The sequence below is a fragment of the Anaerohalosphaera lusitana genome (genome assembly GCF_002007645.1).
GTDB lineage: Bacteria > Planctomycetota > Phycisphaerae > Sedimentisphaerales > Anaerohalosphaeraceae > Anaerohalosphaera > Anaerohalosphaera lusitana.
The window spans coordinates 3,960,821-3,981,535 of the sequence record NZ_CP019791.1 but is presented as its reverse complement, the minus strand read 5'-3'; the positions used below and the strand labels follow the sequence as shown (position 1 = coordinate 3,981,535).

The window sequence follows — 20,715 nt, the reverse complement described above, 5'->3', positions numbered from 1 at the left end:
TACTCATACGTGTCAGGAAAAAGGAAGGGGGGATTCAGTAAAACCCTGATTTCGATGGTGCCTGGCATCTGGTACAAGAGAGGATGTAACGAATGAGATCATGCTAATTCATTGAAGGGAAGTACATGAATTTGAAAAACAGGAATTTGTTTTCAGCATATGGATTTCTTGTTAGTGTTCTGATCATTTCATTTCTGGGGTCGGTTAGCTGCGGTGCGGTGATCAAGTCCGATTCTGATATCAATGATGCGATCATGCGCCAGATGGAAAAAGACGACGTTGTATCGCCTCATCTGGTGGACATACGCGTCAATGAAGGGATTGTGACACTGGACGGATCGGTCGACAATCTGATCGCTAAAGAAAGGGCATTAAATATTGCCGGCAGTATACTGGGGGTCGTTGAAGTACGTGATGAGCTCGTTGTTCGTCCGATAGAGATTCCCGACCAGGCTATCCGACAGAATGTGAAGCAGGCATTGGAGGACAATCCTGTTACCGAACTGATGGCGCTGGATGTCAAGGTTGAGAATGGCGTTGTAAGTGTTGGCGGGGAGGTTAAATCCATCACGGAAAAACGTATCGCCGAGAAGATCGCAGAATCGATTGCAGGGGTCAGGTCCGTCAGAAATGAGATCGAGGTCTCTGTGAAGATCGATCGGCCGGATTCCGAGCTCGCAGCGGAGATAAGACAGAACATGAAATACGATCCTTATCTCAATGCGCAGAGTATAGATGTTGCTGTGAAGGATGGAGTCGCTGTCTTGAGCGGCGAAACCGGCAGTGTTTTTCAGATGGGCAGGGCAAGGAGGAACGCATTTATACTTGGCGTCAAACGAGTCGATTCTTCTGATCTGATCGTGAAGCCCTGGAAGGAATATCCAACCGAGATGCAGGATTCTACGGCGGTCAATGTTGAAGCGGCTGTTGCTTCGGCACTGAGTTCGGATGTAAGAGTGAACCGTGAGAATATTCGCATTGATATTAGGGGGCATAAAGCGACGCTTAGGGGTACGGTCGCTAGTCTGTACGAGAAAAACGCGGCAGAAGACGATGCATCGAATGTTACGGGCGTATGGCAGGTTTCGAATAAGCTGAAGGTAAGGCCGCAGGAGGTGCCTTCAGATGATGCTATTGCCGGGAAGATCAGAGTTGCTCTCAAAAGGCACACGGTCACCGAGCCTCATGAGATCACTGTCACTGTTAGAAATCAAAAGGTTTACCTTTACGGCAACGTTCAGAATATAACCGAAAAAAATATGGCGGAAAACATAGCTTCGCAAATAAAGGGCGTCGCGGCGATTGACAACAGGATAAGCGTAGTCGATGCCGAAGATGCCGAGTATCTGTGGAAGTCCGATCAGCAGATCAAGGAGGATATCAGAGATGAGCTGTTCTGGACTGTTTTCGTTGAGGCCGAAGACGTTAATGTGATGGTTCAGGACGGTACAGCTATTCTCACGGGTACAGTTAACGATTGGCAGGAAGTGCTGGCTGCGATCGAGAATGCATATGAAGGCGGTGCGGAAAAGGTAAAGAGCGATCTCGATGTAAGGAACAATGAGGATGAGCAGCTTCCTCCGGCCAGTCGCGATATGCATCCGTATTATTACTTTGGTTACTTCTAGGTCATTATTAAGTGTGGAAATTTAATTCTACAAGGAGATGATCATGCTTCTTAGTGCCAACTATTTGATAGATTTCAACGTTGAAGCGACCGACGGAAACATCGGTACTGTTTACGATTACTATTTTGACGACCGCGGCTGGAAGATACGATATGTGGTGGTCGATACGGGTAAATGGCTGCCCGGCAGGAAAGTCCTGCTTTCGCCTGTCTGCATCGAAAACGTTACGGTTCCGGACAGGGTACTGCCGGTTGAACTGACCCGCGAGAAGGTAAAGAACAGTCCCGAGATTTCTGCGGACATGCCGGTCTCCAAGCAGTACGAGGTCGAGCTCCACAAGTACTACGGCTGGGCGCCATACTGGACCGGACAGTTTACAGCGGAAACAGGCGGCGTCATTGCCATGCCGCCGATGGAAGCTGACCCCGGCGAACGCAGTGAAGAGCAGATCGAAAGCACGCATTTGCGCAGCATCCGGGAGGTCCGCGGCTATCACATACATGCCAGTGACGGCAAAATTGGCCATGTCGACGACATCATAGTCGAAACCAAAAATGACATGATACGTTATCTGGTTGTAGACACCCATAACTGGCTGCCCGGCAAGAAAGTTATCATCCCTCCCCAGTGGGCTAGAGATATAGACTGGGCCGAAAAATCCGTGCAGATGGATGTGGACCGGCAGGCAGTCAAGGAGAGTCCTGAATTTGATCCGGAGGAGGGCGTAAACCGTGAACTTGAGATACGGCTTTATGATTACTATGGCCGACCGAAATACTGGTCATGATCTTTAAGCTGCATGCGGTGCTGTTTTTGACTCGGCGGCGCGTGTTGCAATGAGCCCGGCGGAAGGAGATATTTATGCAGAGCTTTGATGTGGCAGTAATTGGCGGAGGAAGTGCCGGCAGCGCAGCGGTTAAGCAGGCTGCCCGCCGAGGAGCGAATGCGTGTATCATACAGGATTCTCATTTCGGCGGAGTGTGCCTGAATCTCGGCTGTATGCCCGCTAAGGCAATGCTCTATGCTTCCAATCAATATTGGTCGATGAAAAATTTACATAGTGTTGTGCCGGGTGTTGAAGTAAGCGGATCGATCGATGGACGCGCATTCATGAAAAGGGTGCATGACCTTGTCCTGGAACTGCGTGAAAAGACCGAATCCGGGATGGCTTCAAGGGATGATATAACAATTTATCGCGGCTCCGCCCGTTTGACGGGTAGGCATTCGTTGTCGATCGATGCGCATGATGGAACTCATGAGATAAGGGCTGATTCGATAGTGATCGCGACCGGTTCGCACCCGATCAGGCCCGGCTTCGCTCCCTGGCAAAATAAAAGAATCATGGTCTCCGACGACGCTCTCCAAGCCGCTGATCTGCCGGAGAGCATATTGATCATTGGAGGCGGCGTCATCGGTTGCGAATTTGCAACTGCCTATTCGCAGCTTGGTATCAGAACCCACCTCGTAGAAATGGCCGACAAACTTGTCCCAACCATGGATAATTCCGAGATAAGCGGTTTCATAACATCTTCCCTGAGCGGCAGCGGTTGCGAAATACTTCTGGATACCCAGGTTTGTGGCATTAAGGAAACTTCCGATGGACTCAGCGTAGATGTGAACGGCAGAGAGATACAAGTCAGCCATGTGCTTGTATCGGTGGGAAGGGCCGCGAATATAGAAAACATCGGGCTCGAAAATGCCGGCGTTGACACCCGCGAAGGTATAATAGCAGTCGATGAGTGCTGCCGAACAAACATCGATCATATTTATGCTGCCGGCGATGTTGCTGAGCATATGCAGTACGCCCATCTCGCTGAAAGGATGGGCCGTGTGGCGGGTGACAATGCGGCAGGCGGGTCGCTGACTGACGAGCGGAACATCGTGCCGATAGGAATCTATACGAATCCGCAGGTTGCGATCGTTAAGAATCGTGATATCGAATTTGATCCTGCTGATCTTGCCTTGATGAAGTACCCATATACTGAGAGCGGGACAGCTAAGATTTACGGTTATGCGCAGGGTAAAGTTGTTTTGCGGATAGTCAAGGAAACCGGCCAGTTGGTTGAAGCCTATTGGTGGGGTGATCATGCCGTAGATATGATCCATGAAGCGGTTCTCTCTATCAAAAACAATATCAAATTGAGCACTATATTCAATACTATACATGCTCACCCAAGCTTTCAGGAGATATTCTCGGAGATGGCGGAGAATTACACCGATCGTAAAGTCCGTAAGAATCACACAATAAACCTTTGCATGTAGAGGCGTACACACAGTGCCTATCAACAATGATGATATAGCAGATGTGCTGACCGAACTGGCGGACCTTCTTGAGATACAGGGGGCAAACACATTTCGTGTCAGAGCTTACCGCAACGCCGCCAGAACCGTCAGCAGCTTGAGCGAGGACGTAGGCGGGTATATTTCGTCCGGCAAAGATCTGTCGGATCTGCCCGGCATAGGCAAAGATCTGGCAGGCAAGATCGAGCAGATACTGGGCACGGGCTCACTGCCTATGCTGGAGGACCTCAAAAAGGAGGTGCCGGAGGACCTGAGCCGATTGCTGGATGTTGGGGGGCTAGGTCCCAAACGTGTGGCGACTATGTATAAGGAGCTGGGCGTTGAAAGTCTGGACGATCTCGAAAAGGCGGCTAAAGACGGAAAGATCCGCGACCTCGAGGGTTTCGGTAAGAAAACTGAGGAGTCGATACTGGAGGGCATTCAGAGGGTAAAACAGCAGAAGCGTGGAAGAATACGGCTCGACAAAGCGGACCGCATTGCAGAACCACTGCTGGAATATCTGCGGAAAAATGACGACATTAAATCGCTTGACGTTGCCGGCAGCTATCGAAGACGCAAGGAGACAGTAAGAGATATAGACATCCTGGCCACCTGTAAAAAAGGCACTGATGTCATGAAGTATTTCTCTGACTATGAGGATGTGGAGAAGGTGGTCGCGGAGGGCGAGACAAAGTCATCCGTGCTGTTGCGATCCGGTATACAGGTGGATCTTAGGGTCATGCCTCAGGTCAGCTTCGGTGCTGCGATGGTGTATTTCACAGGCTCCAAAGAACACAATATTGCACTTCGTAAGATAGCCATCCGGAAAAAGTGGAAGGTCAACGAATACGGCATATTCAAGGGTGACGATCGTCTGGCCGGCAAGACCGAGGAAGAAATATATGATAGGCTGGGGATGGCATATGTGCCGCCCGAACTGCGGGAGGACCGGGGTGAGATCGAAGCGGCTCAGAAAGATAAACTGCCTGATATCCTTCAGCAGGATGATATCAGGGGCGACCTGCATTGCCATTCCAAATACACCGACGGTCACAACACGATCGAAGAAATGGCCAAGGCTGCAAAGGATCTGGGATACGATTATATGGCCATGACGGATCATTCCAAGAGAGTGACAGTCGCCCACGGTTTAAAGCCTGAAGACGTCGAACGGCAAATAGCAGAGATTGACAAGCTCAACAAGAAGCTCAAAGACTTCACAATTCTAAAAGGGACCGAGGTCGACATTCTCAAAGACGGTTCGCTGGATCTGCCGGATGAAACGCTTGAAAAGCTGGACATCGTAGTTTGTTCGATCCATTCTTATTTCGATCTTTCTCGCTCAGAACAGACCGAGCGGGTGATCAAGGCTATGAAGAACAAACATTTCAATATTCTGGGTCACCCCTCCGGAAGACTCATCAATGAACGAGAACCCCTGCAGCTCGATATGGAGAAGATCGTCAAGGCTGCAAAAGATAACGGCTGTTTCCTTGAAGTTAACAGCCATCCCGACCGCCTGGATCTGACGGACATAAACTGCAAAATGGCCAAAGACATGGGCGTCAAGGTTGTGATATCGACCGATTCCCATCAGGTCAATCATCTGGACTATATCAGGTTCGGTGTAAGCCAGGCACGCCGGGGCTGGCTCGAGAAGAAAGACGTACTAAACACCCATACACTCAAACAGCTCCATTCAATGCTGAAAAAGAAATGATCTGCATATCCGAAACAATGAGGTGCTCAAATGCCCGAACTGCCCGATGTAGAAACATTCAAACGTTACCTTGACTCGACGTCTCTGCATCATAAAATGACCGGCGTAAAAGTTCATGACAAACGCATTCTTGAAGGTGTCAGTCAGTCAAAGCTTTCAAAAGCTGTCAAGGGCAACGAATTTGAAAATACCAGGCGACATGGCAAGAACCTGTTCGTCAAAAGCGGCTCTGCCACTCTCTACTTCCATTTCGGCATGACCGGCCAGCTCAGCTACGAGCAATCTGATAACGGCCCGGTGAAGTATACTCGCGTCCAGTTCAATTTCGAGAACGGACATGAACTGGATTACGTTTGCAGACGAATGCTTGGTAAGGTCGGACTTACAGAGAGCAGCGACACCTTCATTGAAAAAGAATCTCTGGGCCCGGACGCACTGGACATCAGCGAAAAGCAATTCTGCGAACTGCTCAACAGCAAAACTGCTGGTCTGAAGTCTTTTCTGATGAACCAGCAGACCATAGCGGGTATCGGCAACATCTATTCCGACGAAATACTCTTCAACAGCAAAATGCATCCAAAGCTCAAAACATCCGACCTGGATGACAAGGCTTGCAGCAAACTTTATAAGAACATGATCAAGGTGCTGAATCGTTCGATAGAGGCCGATGCGGACCCATCTAAAATGCCGAATACCTATCTGCTGCCCCATCGAAGAGCAGGTAAAAAGTGCCCGCGATGTGATGGGAAAATAAAAATGATAAAAGTAAACAACAGAAGCACATACTTCTGTCCCAAATGTCAATCTGAATGAGACTGATTAGAAAAAAGGAGGCTAGCATGTCTATAACAAAACATAAGACGGATTTCATCAAAACTATTCAGGCATTCGTTCTACGAGACTTTTCACCAAATTTCGACAGGTTGTCATCGCAGTTCAGGCCGGACCCAAAATGGAACAGACTGCGGGAAATAGGGACCGCTCTCTGGCTCGATACGGGGAACATAGAAGCGACCCTGGAAAACTGGACGCGGGAATTCTCAGCACTGACAGTGAATAATACTCTGCTCAATCGCGAGATCCAGTCGGGTGTGTATGACGATCTCATTCCGGAGGCCTTTAAGCTGCTCAAGCAGGAAGGCTGTGAAGGTGAACAGGAGTTCAAGCTCGAACTCGCTTTTATCCTCAATGCGATCCACGGCTTGAAGCTGATAGAAAAGTTCGATGCCTTCGTATCTCTCGAAGAGCATACCGACCTTGCATACGATCTTGAAGGTTCTCTCGGATACGCTCGCCGCTACTATGCGATCTGCCCTGAGCGGGTTTATGTCAAGATCCCGTTTACCCCGGCAGGCGTTCTGGCCAGCCGCAGATTGTCCAAAGAAAATGTTCCGATCAATCTCACGCTCGGTTTTTCCGCAAGGCAGAATTATGTCACCGCAAGGCTTGCTAACCCGGCATATCTCAATGTCTTTCTCGGCAGGCTCAACAGCTTTACTGAAAAGAACGGACTCGGTACAGGCGAGTACGTGGGCGAAAAGGCCACGCTTGCATCCCAGGCCGCAGTCGCCCGACTAAGGCAGCACGGCAAGACGGTGAGCCAGCAGATAGCCGCAAGCGTTCGCAGTGGACAGCAGATCGTGGACCTTGCTGGTGTTGACGTGATAACGATGCCGCCCAAAGCAGCTAAGCAGTTTGCCGAAATGGAAATCGGTATCGATGAGATACAGGACAGAAGAGCCCATGAGTATGCCCCGGGTATCAAGGCCGACGCGGACCAGGAAAAGCTAGGCTTCGATACACTTTGGAGAGTCGACGAAAAGATCGTAGCGTGTATGGATGATCTGGACAACGAAAACGTCGACAGTTTTACACCCGAGGACCTGGTCGGTTTCTTCAGTGAGCACGGCTGTGGCGACGTCTTCGTCGAATGGGATGAGAGTCAAAAGCAGACGAGTTACGAAGAGGGCAAAATTCCGAAACTTGGCAACTGGCAGGAAGCTCTTACCAGCGGCAGTATTGGGTTGGACAGCTTGATGAATCTGGCGGGCCTGTCCAGCTTCAAGGCCGACCAGGACGAAATGGACGAGCACGTTTTCAAAATTATTGATGAGCATAAATAAAATAACAACCAACAGGAAAGGTTTACGATATGATCATGGACAAAAAGTTAGATAAAATGCAGCGCATCAAGGACCGCGCCCGTCTATGCCGCCAGAGCAGCAAGGCATTTGCAAAATGGGCGGCCGGTTACGGCGTGATCAGGCACGAGGATATAACCCAGACCCGTGTACACAAGATGGCGGATCAGCTCGCAATGAAGGGCCTGGTCGACAAACCCGAAGATGTATACAACTATTTACACGCTGCCGACAGGGTCGCGAGTACTGCCATGTGGCTGGTGGCGCATATGACCTACGCACGCAACGTCTACCTGGAAGGCAGGGACCTGACCGAGGAAGACTTCAAGGAAGAGCCTGAAGGCCATACCGGCGGATCCTTGAACATGGCCATAGCATACGCCGGCTATCTCGCGGTAAACAGCCTGACCGGAATCACAAGATCCTGGCTCATGGGGCAGGGGCACTGTGTTTCTGCAATTGACTCCTGCAACCTGATCGTGGGCAACCTGACCGAGCCCTACCTTGAGCGGTACAACTTTACCGATCAGGGGCTTTCGCGTTTTGTTCGCGATTTCTACCTGCAGAAAGTCAGGCCCGACGGATACCCGGAATCACCGGTCGGCAGCCATGTCAACGCAAATACGGCCGGCGGCATGATCGAAGGCGGTTACCTCGGGTTTGCAGAACTTTACTATCCTCACATGACTCAGCCAGGTGATCGTCTGGTAACCTTTCTCAGCGATGGAGCATTCGAAGAGCAGAAGGGCGGAGACTGGGCTCCTCGCTGGTGGCGCGGCGAAGACAACGGCCTGGTCGCGCCGATAATGATATCCAACGGCAGACGCATCGACCAGCGAACGACGGTCACGATGGCCGGCGGAACGGAATGGTTCCGCGAACACCTAGAACTCTACGGTTTCGAGCCGATCGACATCGACGGCTGTGATCCTGCTGCATACGCATGGGCGATCTGGGAAATGGAAGAACGCCTCATCGGTCACAAAAAGGCAGTCGAAGCAGGCACCGAAAAATATCCTGTTCCGCTGCCCTACACAATAGCTGATGTGCCAAAAGGTTTCGGCCTGCCCAATGCAGGCACCAACGCTGCTCACAACCTGCCCCTCGGTTCGAAGATGAGAGGCGATCCGCAGGCACAGCAAAACTTCAACTCTGCGGTCAGAGAGCTTTGGGTGCCCGAGGAGGAACTTAACACTGCCGTTGAGCTGCTGAACAACCACAGCAAGAGCGACCGAGTACAGGAGAAGGATCATTCTATAATCACACGCGAAGTCGAGCTGCCTTCTCTGCCCGCCGCTCAGTGGCACGAGCTCGAGCCGGGCAAGATGTCTTCGCCGATGCGTGCTGTCGACGCATATTTCTGTGAACTGGTCAAGGACAATCCGCACCTCAGACCCCGCGTGGGCAACCCGGACGAAATGCGCAGCAACCGTATGGATAAGACGCTGGATTTCCTCAAGCACCGTGTGACCGACCCGGAACCAGGTGCAGCCGAGGCGATTGATGGAAAGGTGGTCACCGCGCTGAACGAAGAAGCCGTAGTTTGCAGCGCTCTTGCCAATCGCGGCGGGATTAACCTCGTCGCCAGCTACGAAGCTTTCGCGGTGAAGATGCTCGGCGCGGTACGTCAGGAGCTGATCTTCGCCAGACACCAGAACGAGGTCGGCAGGCCGCCGAAATGGCTCAGCGTTGCGATCTTCCCGACCTCTCACGCCTGGGAGAACGGCAAGAATGAGGTCTCGCACCAGGATCCGACATTCTGCGAAGCGCTCATGAACGAAATGGCCGACGTCTCGCGTGTGCTTTTCCCCGCTGATTCCAATTCTGCCGTCGCTGCAATACAGAGGGCCTATCAAACCACCGGCCAGATTTGGACTCTGGTTACGCCCAAACGGCCCGTACTTGATGTCTTTGCGCATGACACTGCGTCGGACCTTGCCGAGCAGGGCGGCGTGTGCCTGAGAATGGACGCAAAGCCGCAGGTTAATCTCACTGCTATCGGCTCCTATCAGCTCGAAGCGATCCTGCAGGCATCCGAAAGACTGGACAAGATCGGCATAGGTCACAACATTAACTACATCATGGAACCTGCCAAATTCCGCCAGCCGCGCGACAGTTTCGAAGAGCAAGCGATGACATCACAGGCCATCCGCGACAAGCTCTTCCCGGCCGAGGTCAGCAAGAGAGTGTTCATCAGTCATTGCAGGCCTGAGCCCGTTGCAGGCGTGCTTCGTCCGTTTGATACCGGTACAGATCAAACCCGATTCATGGGCTATATGAATCGCGGCGGCACACTGGACGTCTTCGGCATGATGTTTGCGAATCGCTGTACCTGGGCTCACGTGCTGGTCAATGTCGCTGATCTGCTAGGCAAAAATGTCGACGAGTTTCTCGAAAACGAAGAACGCGAAGCTGTCTTCGGCAACGGCGATCCCGAGTGTCTGCGATACATCAGTCATGAACATGTCTCAGTTTAAGCATTAAAGCATGTTTGGAGTTATAGGCGTTATAGCGTTCCTCACGGCCCTTGGGTTATCACTCGTGATAACCCGGGTCGCGACGGTTGCGCTCACAATGACCGGCCTTTCCCAGCAGGCCGCCCGGTTTCAGGCTCGTTCAGCCTTCACCGGCACGGGGTTCACCACCAGTGAAGCAGAGCAAGTCGTCAACCACCCCGTCCGCCGACAGATTATAATGCTCCTGATGGTCGTTCGCAGTGCAGGCTTCGTCACGATCATCATTTCGCTGATCCTGTCGTTCTCCGGTCCGGAAGCAGAAGGCCGTCGCCTTTTGCTTCTCTTCTGGATCCTCGGCGGCGTAGCGGTGCTCTGGCTCCTTGCCGTCAGCAAGCTCATGGATAAGTACCTGGAAATTGCCATCCAGAAATTACTCACAAAATGGACGGACCTCGACACACGCGACTACGCCAGCCTGCTCAGACTAAGCGGCGATTACAGCGTGAACGAGCTGAAGATGAAATCCGATGACTGGCTTGTCGGCAAGCAGCTCAAGGACTGCAGACTGCGCAATGAAGGTGTAACGATACTTGGTATCCTCAGAGCGGACGGCACGTATGTCGGTGTGCCTTACCCGGACACCGAGATATATGAGGGTGACACGCTTATCCTGTACGGCCGATCAGACAACCTCAGGGAGCTCGACACCCGCCCATCCAGCCCCAGTGGTGATGCGGCCCATGAAGAAGCGGTCAATACACAGAACCGTAAAAAACAGGAACAGGATCAGCAGGAAGCAAAGTCAAAAAAAGCCGTCCAGGCCCAAAAAGAACTGGACGAACAGAAAGACGATCAATCTGCAAATATGCAGTGATAAAAAAAGCCGGCGGACACGTCGTCCGTCGGCTCCTTTAAAATTCAATACTTGTCTACTTCTTTATCCCAGCCGATTCTGGCGTGATCTTCAAGTTTTCATCCTCTTCCAGGTCGACCTTCAAAGCGAGAAATTCCAGCAGATCCTTCAAAGTCAATATACCTTTCAACCTGTCATCCTCAACGACAAGCAGCCGACTGTTGCCCGTCTTGTTCATCAGCGACAGTGCATCCATCGAATCCGTTTCCGGCCCGATGGTATTCTCCTCGGAACAGCTTATCGCAAGGTCGCCCACTTTGCTTGTCTGTCTATCCTTACTGCTCAGCTCCTTGATCTTCCTGCTGGTAATACAGCCGACCAAATCTTCGCCTCTCATTACGGGAAACATCTTGTAATGATACTTATAAAAGTACTTCTCGATCACATCCTGTACCGTATCATCCGCGGGCACAGTGACCGGCTCAGTATTCATGAACCTGCTTATCGGCTCCCCGCTCAGCGTCTTTCTCACGAGCACATGCTGATAAGACATCCGCGATGCGTTCTTGATAAACATTCCGATCAGAAAGTACCATATACCGCCAATGAAATTCCCGCCGATAAACACTATAACGCCGAGGATGATGAGTACCGTGCCAAATGCGGAGCCGAAATTCGCCGCGGTCTTGGTCGCTTTGCGCAGATCATGCTTATAGTGCCAAAGTATCGACCGCAGAACCCGGCCGCCATCCAGCGGGAATGCCGGGATCAGATTGAATATAGCGAGTATGAAATTCAGCCACGCCAGATATTCGATCACTCCGGTCACCGGCAGTATCCAGTTTAGGCTTTCACCCACAAACGCAATTCCCACCAGAACCACTCCCAGAAATATACTGGAAATCGGCCCGAATATAGCCATCATAAACTCCGCCTTCGGGCTCGGAGGCTCCTCATCCATTTCCGCCACCCCGCCGAATATGAACAGCGTAATCCCTTTCATCGGCAGTCCGTAGCGTCTGGCGACGATCGAATGACAGAATTCGTGGAACACTATAGAAACAAACAGTCCCAGCGCTCCTGCTACCCCCATCCACCAGTATGCCCGTGTGGACAGGTCCTCGTACAGATACGGGAACAGACCCTCAGCAAGGGACCATGTTATAAGTATAGCCAGAATAAACCACGTCAGGTCTATTCCAACCTTGAACCCCATCAGAGTAAACAGTCTAATCTTTCTGCCAAACATTTATCATCCTTTCCGGTGTTAATATCGTAAGATAGCTGCCATTGGAGCTTCATGTTCGATCTCACTTTTCGATACCGCATAAACCTTTCCGTCGTGCATCAGTGTGTGCATTACGGAACTGTTTGCGAGATCCTGGTCGTGGGATTGCCTATGCTCGTCCAGAACGGCCTCCTGCTTGTCGGCATCAAAATTGCCCCATACATACTCATTTGTATCCACCAGCAGAGTATCGATCCTGCCCTGGTAAGCAGCCTTGATGACCTGCGCCGGATCGTCGGTTGCTTTTTGCGACGAGGTCAGATTCTTGTACAGCGCGACGACATTGGAGAGCCGAGCATTCGCAAGTTTATCCAGTATCGGCTTCGCCTTTTTGTGGATGTCCGCTGCACTTATGTAATGAGGATTCTCGTCAACGTGTTCCATCTGCAGATTGAATTCGGGATTTGATTCATAGATCAGATGAGCAACATAACTGTCCGCAACAAGCACAACGGGCGTGTTGTCGGCATGCAGCTCACGTTCCACACCTTCGACCACTTTCTTGACGAACTCGCCGGCGCGTTTTTTCTCTTCCTTGTTATCGCTGCCGGTTCCCTGGCCATGAAACATAGTGCCCGTACCGGCAGCCTTGCCTTTGGGCATGCTGTGATGCTGTAATTGTTTCTCACTGTCGTCATAGCGCGTCAGTTCTTGGATGCTCTTCATCGTGTTCCGCAGTTGCTTTTCGGAAATCTTCTCGCCTGCCACCTCATACAGATGAACTTCCCTGCGGTTCACAGCAAGAACGTAAGCGGATGTCTGCTCACTCAGCAGTTCAGCCAGCGGTTTGACATTGAAAGACTCACCGACATAACAAAATTCTTCAAAACTAATCGGTGTCTGATAGTATTCAAAAAACGATGGCGCCATGAAAATCGCCAGCCCGTGATTCTGGAACTGCCAGAACGGAATGTCATTCAGCATATCGTTTATCCTGCCCAGTTCTTTACTCATTTTCTCGAGCAGATCGGGCGATATCTCTTCCAGCCTGCGTTTGGTCTCAGCAAACAGATTCTTAAGTCTGATAGGGCCCTCCATCGTATCGGGGCTGGATATATGTGTAGGAAGATAGATCGAGACGCAGGGTGTCCCCTCAAATTGGATGAGCTTTCTAATGTCTTTATTAGTGAGATTCATGGTGTACCCCTTTCCTAATACTTACTTAACTACTGAATTCGGACTTGCATCTTCTTCATTAACCCGGCGTTGATCGCAACAATTACTGTCGATACCGACATGATCAGTGCGCCAACCGCCGGGTGCAGCAAAATGCCCGCCCACGCGAGCACGCCCGCTGCTAGCGGAATCGCTACAATATTGTATCCTGCTGCCCACCACAGATTCTGTATCATCTTGCGATAACTCGCTTTCGAGATATTCAAAACAGCCAGCACATCCCTGGGATCGGATCTGACCAGAACTATATCTGCGGATTCCATCGCAACATCAGTTCCCGCACCGATCGCTATCCCAACATCGGCTTGTGCCAGCGCCGGCGCATCATTTATGCCGTCGCCTACCATTGCTACGATCATTCCTTCATCTTGAAGCTGTTTTATTTTTTCGCGTTTTCTGTCCGGCAGCACTTCCGCAAAATAATCGTCCAGCCCTATCTCCTCGGCCACACTTTTAGCTACCGCTTCTGCGTCACCGGTGATCATCATCGTCTTCACGCCTTGTTCCTTGAGTGCCGCTATCGCCTTTTTGCTTTCAGGCCGAACCCGGTCGGAAAGTGAGATCGCTCCGATCGGCTTGTCACCGGCAAGCACATAAACTACGGTCTTGCCTCTTTCCCGTGCCTCGTTCACCGCGGCATTGTCCGTGCTGATACTGTTCTCTTCCAGGTAACCGGGGCTTACCACCAGCACCTTCTTACCCTCAACCTCGGCCTGTGCGCCTTTGCCGGAAATCGCCTCGAATTTCTGAATTTCTTTAATGCTGATGTCTTTCTCATCGCCCATCTCAACGATACCACGTGCGATCGGATGCTCCGACTGGCTCTCCACGCTGGCCGCCATCTGCAGTACAGTATTCTCATTCGTGTTCTCGTCCAGCGTTATGATCCTGTCCACGCCGAAAGAGCCTTCCGTAAGTGTGCCCGTCTTATCGAAAACTATCGCATCTATCTTGCGTGCCTCCTCGAACGCGGTACGCTGGCGTATGAGCAAACCGTTGTTCGCCCCAAGTGTGGTCGTCACCGCTACCACCAGCGGTATAGCAAGACCAAGTGCGTGCGGACACGTAATAACCATCACCGTCACTGCCCGACCCATCGCGAAAACAAAATCCGCACCTCCGATCAGCCATCCCGCGAACGTCACGACTGCCACCGAAATTGCTATAACCGTCAGCCAGAAGGCCGCACGGTCAGCCAGCCGTTGGGTCTTTGAATGCGAGCTTTGAGACTGCTTTACCATCTCCACGATCTGAGAAAGATATGTCTCTTCGCCGGTTTTTTCGACCTGGATCTTGATAGCCGATTCACCATTGACGGATCCGCCTATCACTTCGTCTTCTTCCTTCTTTTCGACAGGCGTGCTCTCTCCTGTCAGCATGGATTCGTTAACAGATGTGTGGCCCTCCGTAATGATGCCGTCGGTGGGCACCTTCTCGCCCGGCTTTATCAGGACGATGTCCTCTTTATTCAACTCACTGACAGGCACATCTTCCGTAGAGCCGTCATCCTTTAGTCGGTGTGCCTCTGAGGGCAGCAGTTTCACGAGCGATTCAACCGCACCGGAAGCACTCTTTACGGACCGCATTTCGATCCAGTGACCAAGCAGCATCACATCTATCAGCGTAGCAAGCTCCCAGTAGAACACTTTGCCCGGCAAACCGACTGTCACGGCCGCACTGTAGACATAAGCGACGGTTATGGCCATTCCGATCAGGGTCATCATTCCCGGTTGTTTCTTCTTCAGCTCTTTGTAAAGGCCTTTTAGAAACGGCAAGCCGCCATAGAAATATATCACGGTCGCGAGTACTAGCTGAATATACTGCTCACCCGTAAACTCAATTTTCTCCTCCAACTGCAGAAATGACTGGATCATGTCCGAGAACACCAGCACGGGTACTGTCAGTACCAGCGATACCCAGAACTTTACCTTAAACTCCTGCATCATGTGTTCATGGTGATCGCCGTGATTTTCGTGTTTCTCGTGTTCCTGGTGCTTATTATGTTTTTCGTTCGCGTTCTGTTTATCCTGCATTTGCTCCTCAATGCATTAATGCTAAAATCCGTTGCGATTATGACCTTATCTTTACATGGGTGTCGGATTTACGCAATCGGATGAATGCTGAGAGAGGCGCAGGAAAATCCTTGTTTTAGATGTCAGGGTAAAGTGAAGCAGGTTTAATTGTGGTGCGGTTATTGTTTCCCGTTTTCATCGGTCCGGTCGCTGGCTGCTTCGTCATCACTGTACGCCTCCGACTCGATGACCTTTTTGCCGTAGTTGAGATAGATCATCGTTGCCAGTATCGCCAGCGCTGCAGCGGTCCACCACATTGAGCTGACAATGATCGGCCAGACCCCGATCGCTTTGGACATTTCAGGCCCGATCAGAATACTCGCCACCATCACAAGCTGCAGAAACGCCGCGAATTTACCCACAACTCCCGGCACGACATGGACCCTGCCTATCATCATATACAGAACCAGAAAACCAAGAAGCAGCAGCAGATCCTTTCCAATGATCAGGACCGCCACTTCCGTTGGAAGCACAAAACCTTCAACCGCTGTCGCGGGCGTAGCGAGCAGAATGCTCGAACTCATCATCAGCAGCTTATCAGCCATCGGATCGAGGAAAGAGCCGAGCCGTGTGACCTGTTTTTTGACACGTGCCATATAGCCGTCTACCACATCGCTTATGCACATCAGCAGAAAGATCGCGAAAGCGGTATATCGCAGCAACTGGCCGTTCTCATACTGGTTCATCTTGAGAAGGGAGATCACATACGGAGCGATCAGCAGTATTCGAACTATCGTTATCTTGTTGGCAATTGTCAGTTGCATGATATCCCTTTTGATCTTATTGGACTGTTATGTGCACCTGCTGACTATTGGACCACGCTCTCCTGGTTATTGCCTTTACGTGCCACCGGCCCGTCATCGGTCCAGTCATAGACGACAACCTCACCCTCCGGCGATATTTTCAGGAAATTCTCCCGCATGCCGACCCAGCAGCCGCTGTTGAAGTACCAATCGCCCAGGCTGCCTACCCGGTGGGTATGACCTGCAATGATCGCATCATAGCCGTTCTCTTCGAGATGCTTGCGGAAAAGCGATACAATTTTTTTGGTATGTTCAGGCCTTTGAGCCGGTGTCAGTTCATCTTCGACATGGTGCGGATGAGTCTTTTTACGCTTTTTTGTCTTCTCAAAGCTGTTCACGAAGAGGTTCCAAAGCCCCATGAAAACCCTGCTCAACCCAAGCATGGATCTCTCGCCAAGGCCGCCCGCGGACAGCAGAGGAGATCCCTTCTTGTCCTCCATGATGCCCACCAGTATGGCGAATATCCGGCCCCACCCCGGCGTATCGTAGCTGCTGAAAGGCTCTACCTCATGGCCGTGAATGAACTTGAACTTTCGCCCTCCGATGGTGCGTTCAAAAGGTCCGACCATTCTCTCAAAAAAGGGATGCTTGAGAAAATCAGTGCCGATCAGTGCCTCCAGGTCCGCGTCATGGTTGCCGGTGACATATGTAGCACCCATTTCCGCAAAGCGGTCCAGATAGTTCTTTCGAAGTGCGAGAACGTTGCCCACGTGTGCCTGCCAGAAATCGAACAGATCACCCAGTATGATCAGCTCTCCGTCTTCGGCTGCGACATGATCCAGGAAACGGTCTATCTGTGACTCTTTACCCTCGGTCGCAAGGTTATCCCGCGGCCCGCCGTCCCCCATGTGAAGATCACTTATGACGAAAATATCTCTGCTGTTATCACTCATTGCCTCACCTCGATGTACTATTAAGATTGCACATAACTATTGCACATGAAAAGGCTCAAAAAATCAATGTGTTTCTCAAATTTCGCGGCGGGTAGACAGTTTTCAGAGGTTTTTCAATAGTTTGACGACAAAATAAAAGGCAAGAGACGAATCAATGTTCCTCCCTTGCCTTTGCGGCTCTTTCCTTTATTTCAGCTTTTTTGGTACTGCCTCTTGTGTCTTTTCCAGACTAACTTCTAAATTGTAAATCTTACTTAGGCGTACCCTTTTTAAACCTCATAGCTGTAATAGCTATTTTTCAGAGCCGCTGCCTATCTAATGTACGTTTCAGCGCCGGGCATGTTCTAATACTACCGCTGTCGTGGTCGATGATACTGTTTATTGTCGTCGTATTACTTGCCCTGCGTATTTGCGGTGTCATAACTGCTGCTTTTCAGCCCTTCCATCAGTTGCATAGCAGTTTCGACGGCGTCCGCTAAAATTCTGTCGTGTTTGTTCTTATTGCTCGACCTTTCTCTTCCGCTCGCCGCTCCCCGGTAATGTTTTGAGTTGTCCTTCATTTCAGTTTTCTCCCTTTTCCCTTCTTTCGTTTTACGCCGATAATATCGCAGTTTTAGTCGAATGTGTCAATCGGGGCAGAACCTCGTCTCAAGATAGGGGATTACAGAACTGCTCGGGCCTGAATTCCGTAGTTTTATCAGTATCAGACCGGATGTGAGCCATATACCACTTTAATCTTCGGGCTGACTCTGTTATAGTTGGAAGCGGTAAAAGTAGTTAATTCTGAGGTGATCAGTGAGTCTGTTCTACAGTTTAGGCAAAAAACTGGGCCCTAAGGTCCGCAAGGGCAAGTGGGTCTGGCAGAACATCGCGGGTACGCAGGCCGAGGCGATTGCCGCTGAATATGACGTGGGTAAGGATCTTGCGGCCCAGGCACTGGGGTCGGTAAAGCAGGTAAACGACGACAAAACCACCCAAAAGCTGGAAGAAATAGGCGAAAAGCTGCGAAAAAGCCTAAGAAATCAGGAACGCAGATTCTCGTTTTATTTAATAAGCGATCCAAAACCCAATGCATTTGCACTGCCCGGCGGCTTTATTTTTGTGACGGATTCGCTCGTGAAACTATGCGATTCCGACGAGTCCGAACTGGCATTTGTCATGGGGCACGAGATGGGCCATGTCATAAAGGGACACTCCATGGAACGGTTGCTGAGTCATTCCGCCATCAAGACCATCTCGCGTGCTGCGCCGGGCGGCATTGCTGCCAAGGGCTGGATCCAGCAGGTGGGGGTGAAGTTTCTCGAAAGCGCATACTCGCAGGACAATGAGCATGAGGCCGACCAGATAGGCGCCAAGCTCATACTGGCAGGCAAATTCGACCGTTCAGCGCCCGAAAAACTGCTGGGCCGACTGGCGAAGCTGGGCAAAGAGGGCAATGGGTTGAGTGTATATTTCTCCACGCATCCGCCCGCAAGAGAGCGGATCGCGGTCGTAAAAAGGGTAATCTCCCAGAAAAAGTAACAATTTTCTGTGGGGGATTGTGGGATTGCCTCCCACGCCTGCTGCACCAGATATTATTTTCCAGCCAGTAATCCTCGCAACATCTTGTGTATGGTGGACTTGCTGCGCGCTGATAGCACTTTTTCAGGTCTCTGAATCGTCGACTATTTTGCAAAAAAGTGGTTTTAGTGATTGACTGTGTGGGGCAAAGTGGTAAAGTATCCCATAAGGAATAACGCTGGTGGGACAAAAACCATGCTAATGTTAACAGGCGAATACGAGCACACGGTCGACGGCAAAGGAAGGCTTTTTGTCACGAACAAGTTGCGCAGCCAGATCGATTCCGAAGAATACGGCAGTGATTTTTATCTGGTTCTGGGGGCGAATGGGATTCTTTGCCTCTATCCGGAAAAGTGTTTTAAGAAGATCGCCCTTGCCGGTGCGCCAGGGACGGCTGCCCCGGACGAAGCGGTAGCATTTGAAAGGCTAAGCTTCGCCCTGGCCAGCAAGGTAGAGTTGGATCGGCAGGGACGATTGCTTCTCGGAGACAAAATAAGAAGAAGGGCTCGGCTGAGCGACAGCATTACGCTGGTTGGCGCGAGGGACCACATCGAGGTATGGAACACCGAAGATTGGGAGCAGTATCTTGCGGACAATCTCGCCCAGTACCAGCAGCAGATGATGCAGGCACGCAAATCTGTATTGCAGAACGAGAGCCGCGAACTGGATCTTTAGGGAGAAAGATTATGATTGCAGCGAAGAGCAATGAACTGGAAATTGTAAGGGACGCGATTTCTAACGCACGAAACAACGACGAGGCTGTCCAGGCTTCTGTGTCGGTCCTTGCCGAAAGACTCGAGCGGCTCAAGAAACGCTGCAATCTGTTCGCGGATGTCGAATTTTCGTCTGACGTGCAAAGACTGGCTGAAAACGCGGTCGCACTGAGCTGAACCAGTTTTAAGTTTTAAGGACCGGTGTGAGCGACAAGGAAAGATCAACAGAGCACATTCCGGTGCTGGCAGGTATTCTGGCCGAACAGATCACAGTCCCCACGGACGGGGTAATGGTCGATGCGACATTGGGACATGGAGGTCACAGTTCGCTGTTCGGTAGTAAAATGAGCCCTGGAGGGACAATTATTGGACTGGATGTGGATGAAAAAAGCCTCACCAGGGCCCAGTTGGAACTGAGTGACCTTGAGTGCAGGGTCGTACTGATACGTGAGAATTTCGCGCAGATCGAAGAAATTCTCGCCGAGCAGGGCGTCGAGGGGGCTGATTTCATCCTGGCCGACCTTGGTTTCTGCTCCGCCCAGTTGATGGATCCGGACAGGGGCATGAGCTTTCAGGAGAACGCCCGACTGGATATGCGGCTGGACGATCGGCTGCCCACAACCGCTGCTGATATTGTAAACAGGACAGATGAGAAGGATCTTGCCGATATAATTTACAGGTACGGCGAAGAGAGGGCATCGCGGCGGATAGCACGTTTTATCGTGGAACGACGCAAGGCAGGGCCCATCAGTACGACAGGACAGTTGGCGGCGATTATCTGTAAGGCATTGAATCAGCCGCCGAGAGGCAGGAGGTTTAAGATACATCCTGCGACCAGGACGTTCCAGGCCTTGCGGATAGCAGTTAATGACGAGCTCGGAAACCTGGAAAAACTGCTTAATAACGCACCAAAAGTATTGAAAAAACATGGAAAAATCGCCATAATAAGTTTCCACAGCCTTGAAGATCGGATCGTCAAAAACGACTTCAAGGCCAAAGCGGACCAGGGCGTATACAGGATAGTAAACAAAAAACCGCTGACAGCAGACAGGGCCGAGATACGAGACAATCCCAGGTCGCGAAGTGCGAAGCTAAGGATAGCTGAGAGATTATAATCGGGAAAGGAGTTCCA

The 20,715-nt window shown here is 51.0% G+C and carries 18 protein-coding genes; 12 read left to right on the top strand and 6 right to left on the bottom strand.

Annotated features, from left to right (window positions below):
- Positions 1 to 125: 125 nt before the first annotated feature.
- The 8 genes from STSP2_RS16140 (at position 126) to STSP2_RS16105 (ending at position 11,099) form a co-directional block, all read left to right on the top strand.
- Entirely contained in the window at positions 126 to 1,628 is a 1,503-nt protein-coding gene (locus STSP2_RS16140; RefSeq protein ID WP_146663747.1) for a BON domain-containing protein, read from the top strand.
- 43 nt (positions 1,629 to 1,671) lie between these two features.
- Positions 1,672 to 2,415, top strand: a complete 744-nt coding sequence (locus STSP2_RS16135) for a PRC-barrel domain-containing protein (RefSeq protein ID WP_169853288.1) — start codon at positions 1,672 to 1,674, stop codon at positions 2,413 to 2,415.
- 74 nt (positions 2,416 to 2,489) lie between these two features.
- Positions 2,490 to 3,890, top strand: coding sequence for a dihydrolipoyl dehydrogenase family protein (locus tag STSP2_RS16130; RefSeq protein ID WP_146663745.1), 1,401 nt, complete (start codon positions 2,490 to 2,492; stop codon positions 3,888 to 3,890).
- A 13-nt stretch (positions 3,891 to 3,903) separates the two neighbouring features.
- Positions 3,904 to 5,628: a DNA polymerase/3'-5' exonuclease PolX gene (gene polX, locus STSP2_RS16125; protein ID WP_146663744.1), complete on the top strand. Its 1,725-nt coding sequence runs from the start codon at positions 3,904 to 3,906 to the stop codon at positions 5,626 to 5,628.
- Between the two features lie 30 nt (positions 5,629 to 5,658).
- The gene (locus STSP2_RS16120; protein WP_146663743.1) at positions 5,659 to 6,441 is read left to right on the top strand and encodes an Fpg/Nei family DNA glycosylase; all 783 of its coding nucleotides are present in this window, start codon (positions 5,659 to 5,661) and stop codon (positions 6,439 to 6,441) included.
- Between the two features lie 26 nt (positions 6,442 to 6,467).
- Positions 6,468 to 7,751 carry a transaldolase family protein gene (locus STSP2_RS16115; protein WP_169853287.1) on the top strand — a complete coding sequence of 428 codons (1,284 nt, stop codon included), beginning with the start codon at positions 6,468 to 6,470 and terminating at the stop codon, positions 7,749 to 7,751.
- 29 nt (positions 7,752 to 7,780) lie between these two features.
- Positions 7,781 to 10,246: a phosphoketolase family protein gene (locus STSP2_RS16110; RefSeq protein ID WP_418202199.1), complete on the top strand. Its 2,466-nt coding sequence runs from the start codon at positions 7,781 to 7,783 to the stop codon at positions 10,244 to 10,246.
- Positions 10,247 to 10,256: 10 nt separating this feature from the next.
- A complete protein-coding gene (locus tag STSP2_RS16105) occupies positions 10,257 to 11,099 on the top strand; it encodes a TrkA C-terminal domain-containing protein (RefSeq protein ID WP_146663741.1) in 843 nt (280 codons plus the stop codon).
- A gap of 55 nt (positions 11,100 to 11,154) precedes the next feature.
- Here STSP2_RS16105 and STSP2_RS16100 read toward each other — a convergent pair whose 3' ends face one another.
- From STSP2_RS16100 to STSP2_RS17420, 6 genes are all read right to left on the bottom strand, one after another.
- Positions 11,155 to 12,327 (bottom strand): site-2 protease family protein, encoded by a 1,173-nt coding sequence (locus tag STSP2_RS16100; protein ID WP_146663740.1) that lies wholly within the window; start codon positions 12,325 to 12,327, stop codon positions 11,155 to 11,157.
- An 18-nt stretch (positions 12,328 to 12,345) separates the two neighbouring features.
- Positions 12,346 to 13,503 carry a baeRF3 domain-containing protein gene (locus tag STSP2_RS16095; RefSeq protein ID WP_146663739.1) on the bottom strand — a complete coding sequence of 386 codons (1,158 nt, stop codon included), beginning with the start codon at positions 13,501 to 13,503 and terminating at the stop codon, positions 12,346 to 12,348.
- Positions 13,504 to 13,532: 29 nt separating this feature from the next.
- A complete protein-coding gene (locus tag STSP2_RS16090) occupies positions 13,533 to 15,575 on the bottom strand; it encodes a heavy metal translocating P-type ATPase (RefSeq protein WP_146663738.1) in 2,043 nt (680 codons plus the stop codon).
- Between the two features lie 158 nt (positions 15,576 to 15,733).
- On the bottom strand, positions 15,734 to 16,378 hold the full coding sequence (locus tag STSP2_RS16085) for a CDP-alcohol phosphatidyltransferase family protein (protein ID WP_146663737.1): 645 nt from the start codon (positions 16,376 to 16,378) through the stop codon (positions 15,734 to 15,736).
- 44 nt (positions 16,379 to 16,422) lie between these two features.
- Positions 16,423 to 17,310: a UDP-2,3-diacylglucosamine diphosphatase gene (locus STSP2_RS16080; protein ID WP_146663736.1), complete on the bottom strand. Its 888-nt coding sequence runs from the start codon at positions 17,308 to 17,310 to the stop codon at positions 16,423 to 16,425.
- A 392-nt stretch (positions 17,311 to 17,702) separates the two neighbouring features.
- Entirely contained in the window at positions 17,703 to 17,870 is a 168-nt protein-coding gene (locus STSP2_RS17420) for a hypothetical protein (protein WP_169853286.1), read from the bottom strand.
- Positions 17,871 to 18,105: 235 nt separating this feature from the next.
- Between STSP2_RS17420 and STSP2_RS16075 the strand changes: the two genes are divergently transcribed.
- The 4 genes from STSP2_RS16075 to rsmH all read left to right on the top strand — a co-directional run bounded on the left by STSP2_RS16075 (position 18,106) and on the right by rsmH (position 20,698).
- Complete coding sequence (locus STSP2_RS16075) at positions 18,106 to 18,831, top strand: M48 family metallopeptidase (RefSeq protein ID WP_146663735.1); 726 nt, start codon at positions 18,106 to 18,108, stop codon at positions 18,829 to 18,831.
- 234 nt (positions 18,832 to 19,065) lie between these two features.
- A complete protein-coding gene (locus STSP2_RS16070; RefSeq protein ID WP_146663734.1) occupies positions 19,066 to 19,545 on the top strand; it encodes a division/cell wall cluster transcriptional repressor MraZ in 480 nt (159 codons plus the stop codon).
- Between the two features lie 11 nt (positions 19,546 to 19,556).
- Entirely contained in the window at positions 19,557 to 19,760 is a 204-nt protein-coding gene (locus STSP2_RS16065; protein WP_146663733.1) for a hypothetical protein, read from the top strand.
- Positions 19,761 to 19,786: 26 nt separating this feature from the next.
- The gene (rsmH, locus tag STSP2_RS16060) at positions 19,787 to 20,698 is read left to right on the top strand and encodes a 16S rRNA (cytosine(1402)-N(4))-methyltransferase RsmH (RefSeq protein ID WP_205847929.1); all 912 of its coding nucleotides are present in this window, start codon (positions 19,787 to 19,789) and stop codon (positions 20,696 to 20,698) included.
- Positions 20,699 to 20,715 lie beyond the last annotated feature (17 nt).

Coding starts and splice junctions, on each gene's coding strand:
- STSP2_RS16140 (WP_146663747.1), top strand. CDS start 126: ATGAATTTGAAAAACAGGAATTTGTTTTCAGCATATGGATTTCTTGTT.
- STSP2_RS16135 (WP_169853288.1), top strand. CDS start 1,672: ATGCTTCTTAGTGCCAACTATTTGATAGATTTCAACGTTGAAGCGACC.
- STSP2_RS16130 (WP_146663745.1), top strand. CDS start 2,490: ATGCAGAGCTTTGATGTGGCAGTAATTGGCGGAGGAAGTGCCGGCAGC.
- STSP2_RS16120 (WP_146663743.1), top strand. CDS start 5,659: ATGCCCGAACTGCCCGATGTAGAAACATTCAAACGTTACCTTGACTCG.
- STSP2_RS16115 (WP_169853287.1), top strand. CDS start 6,468: ATGTCTATAACAAAACATAAGACGGATTTCATCAAAACTATTCAGGCA.
- STSP2_RS16110 (WP_418202199.1), top strand. CDS start 7,781: ATGATCATGGACAAAAAGTTAGATAAAATGCAGCGCATCAAGGACCGC.
- STSP2_RS16105 (WP_146663741.1), top strand. CDS start 10,257: ATGTTTGGAGTTATAGGCGTTATAGCGTTCCTCACGGCCCTTGGGTTA.
- STSP2_RS16100 (WP_146663740.1), bottom strand. CDS start 12,327: ATGTTTGGCAGAAAGATTAGACTGTTTACTCTGATGGGGTTCAAGGTT.
- STSP2_RS16095 (WP_146663739.1), bottom strand. CDS start 13,503: ATGAATCTCACTAATAAAGACATTAGAAAGCTCATCCAATTTGAGGGG.
- STSP2_RS16090 (WP_146663738.1), bottom strand. CDS start 15,575: ATGCAGGATAAACAGAACGCGAACGAAAAACATAATAAGCACCAGGAA.
- STSP2_RS16085 (WP_146663737.1), bottom strand. CDS start 16,378: ATGCAACTGACAATTGCCAACAAGATAACGATAGTTCGAATACTGCTG.
- STSP2_RS16080 (WP_146663736.1), bottom strand. CDS start 17,310: ATGAGTGATAACAGCAGAGATATTTTCGTCATAAGTGATCTTCACATG.
- STSP2_RS17420 (WP_169853286.1), bottom strand. CDS start 17,870: ATGAAGGACAACTCAAAACATTACCGGGGAGCGGCGAGCGGAAGAGAA.
- STSP2_RS16070 (WP_146663734.1), top strand. CDS start 19,066: ATGCTAATGTTAACAGGCGAATACGAGCACACGGTCGACGGCAAAGGA.
- STSP2_RS16065 (WP_146663733.1), top strand. CDS start 19,557: ATGATTGCAGCGAAGAGCAATGAACTGGAAATTGTAAGGGACGCGATT.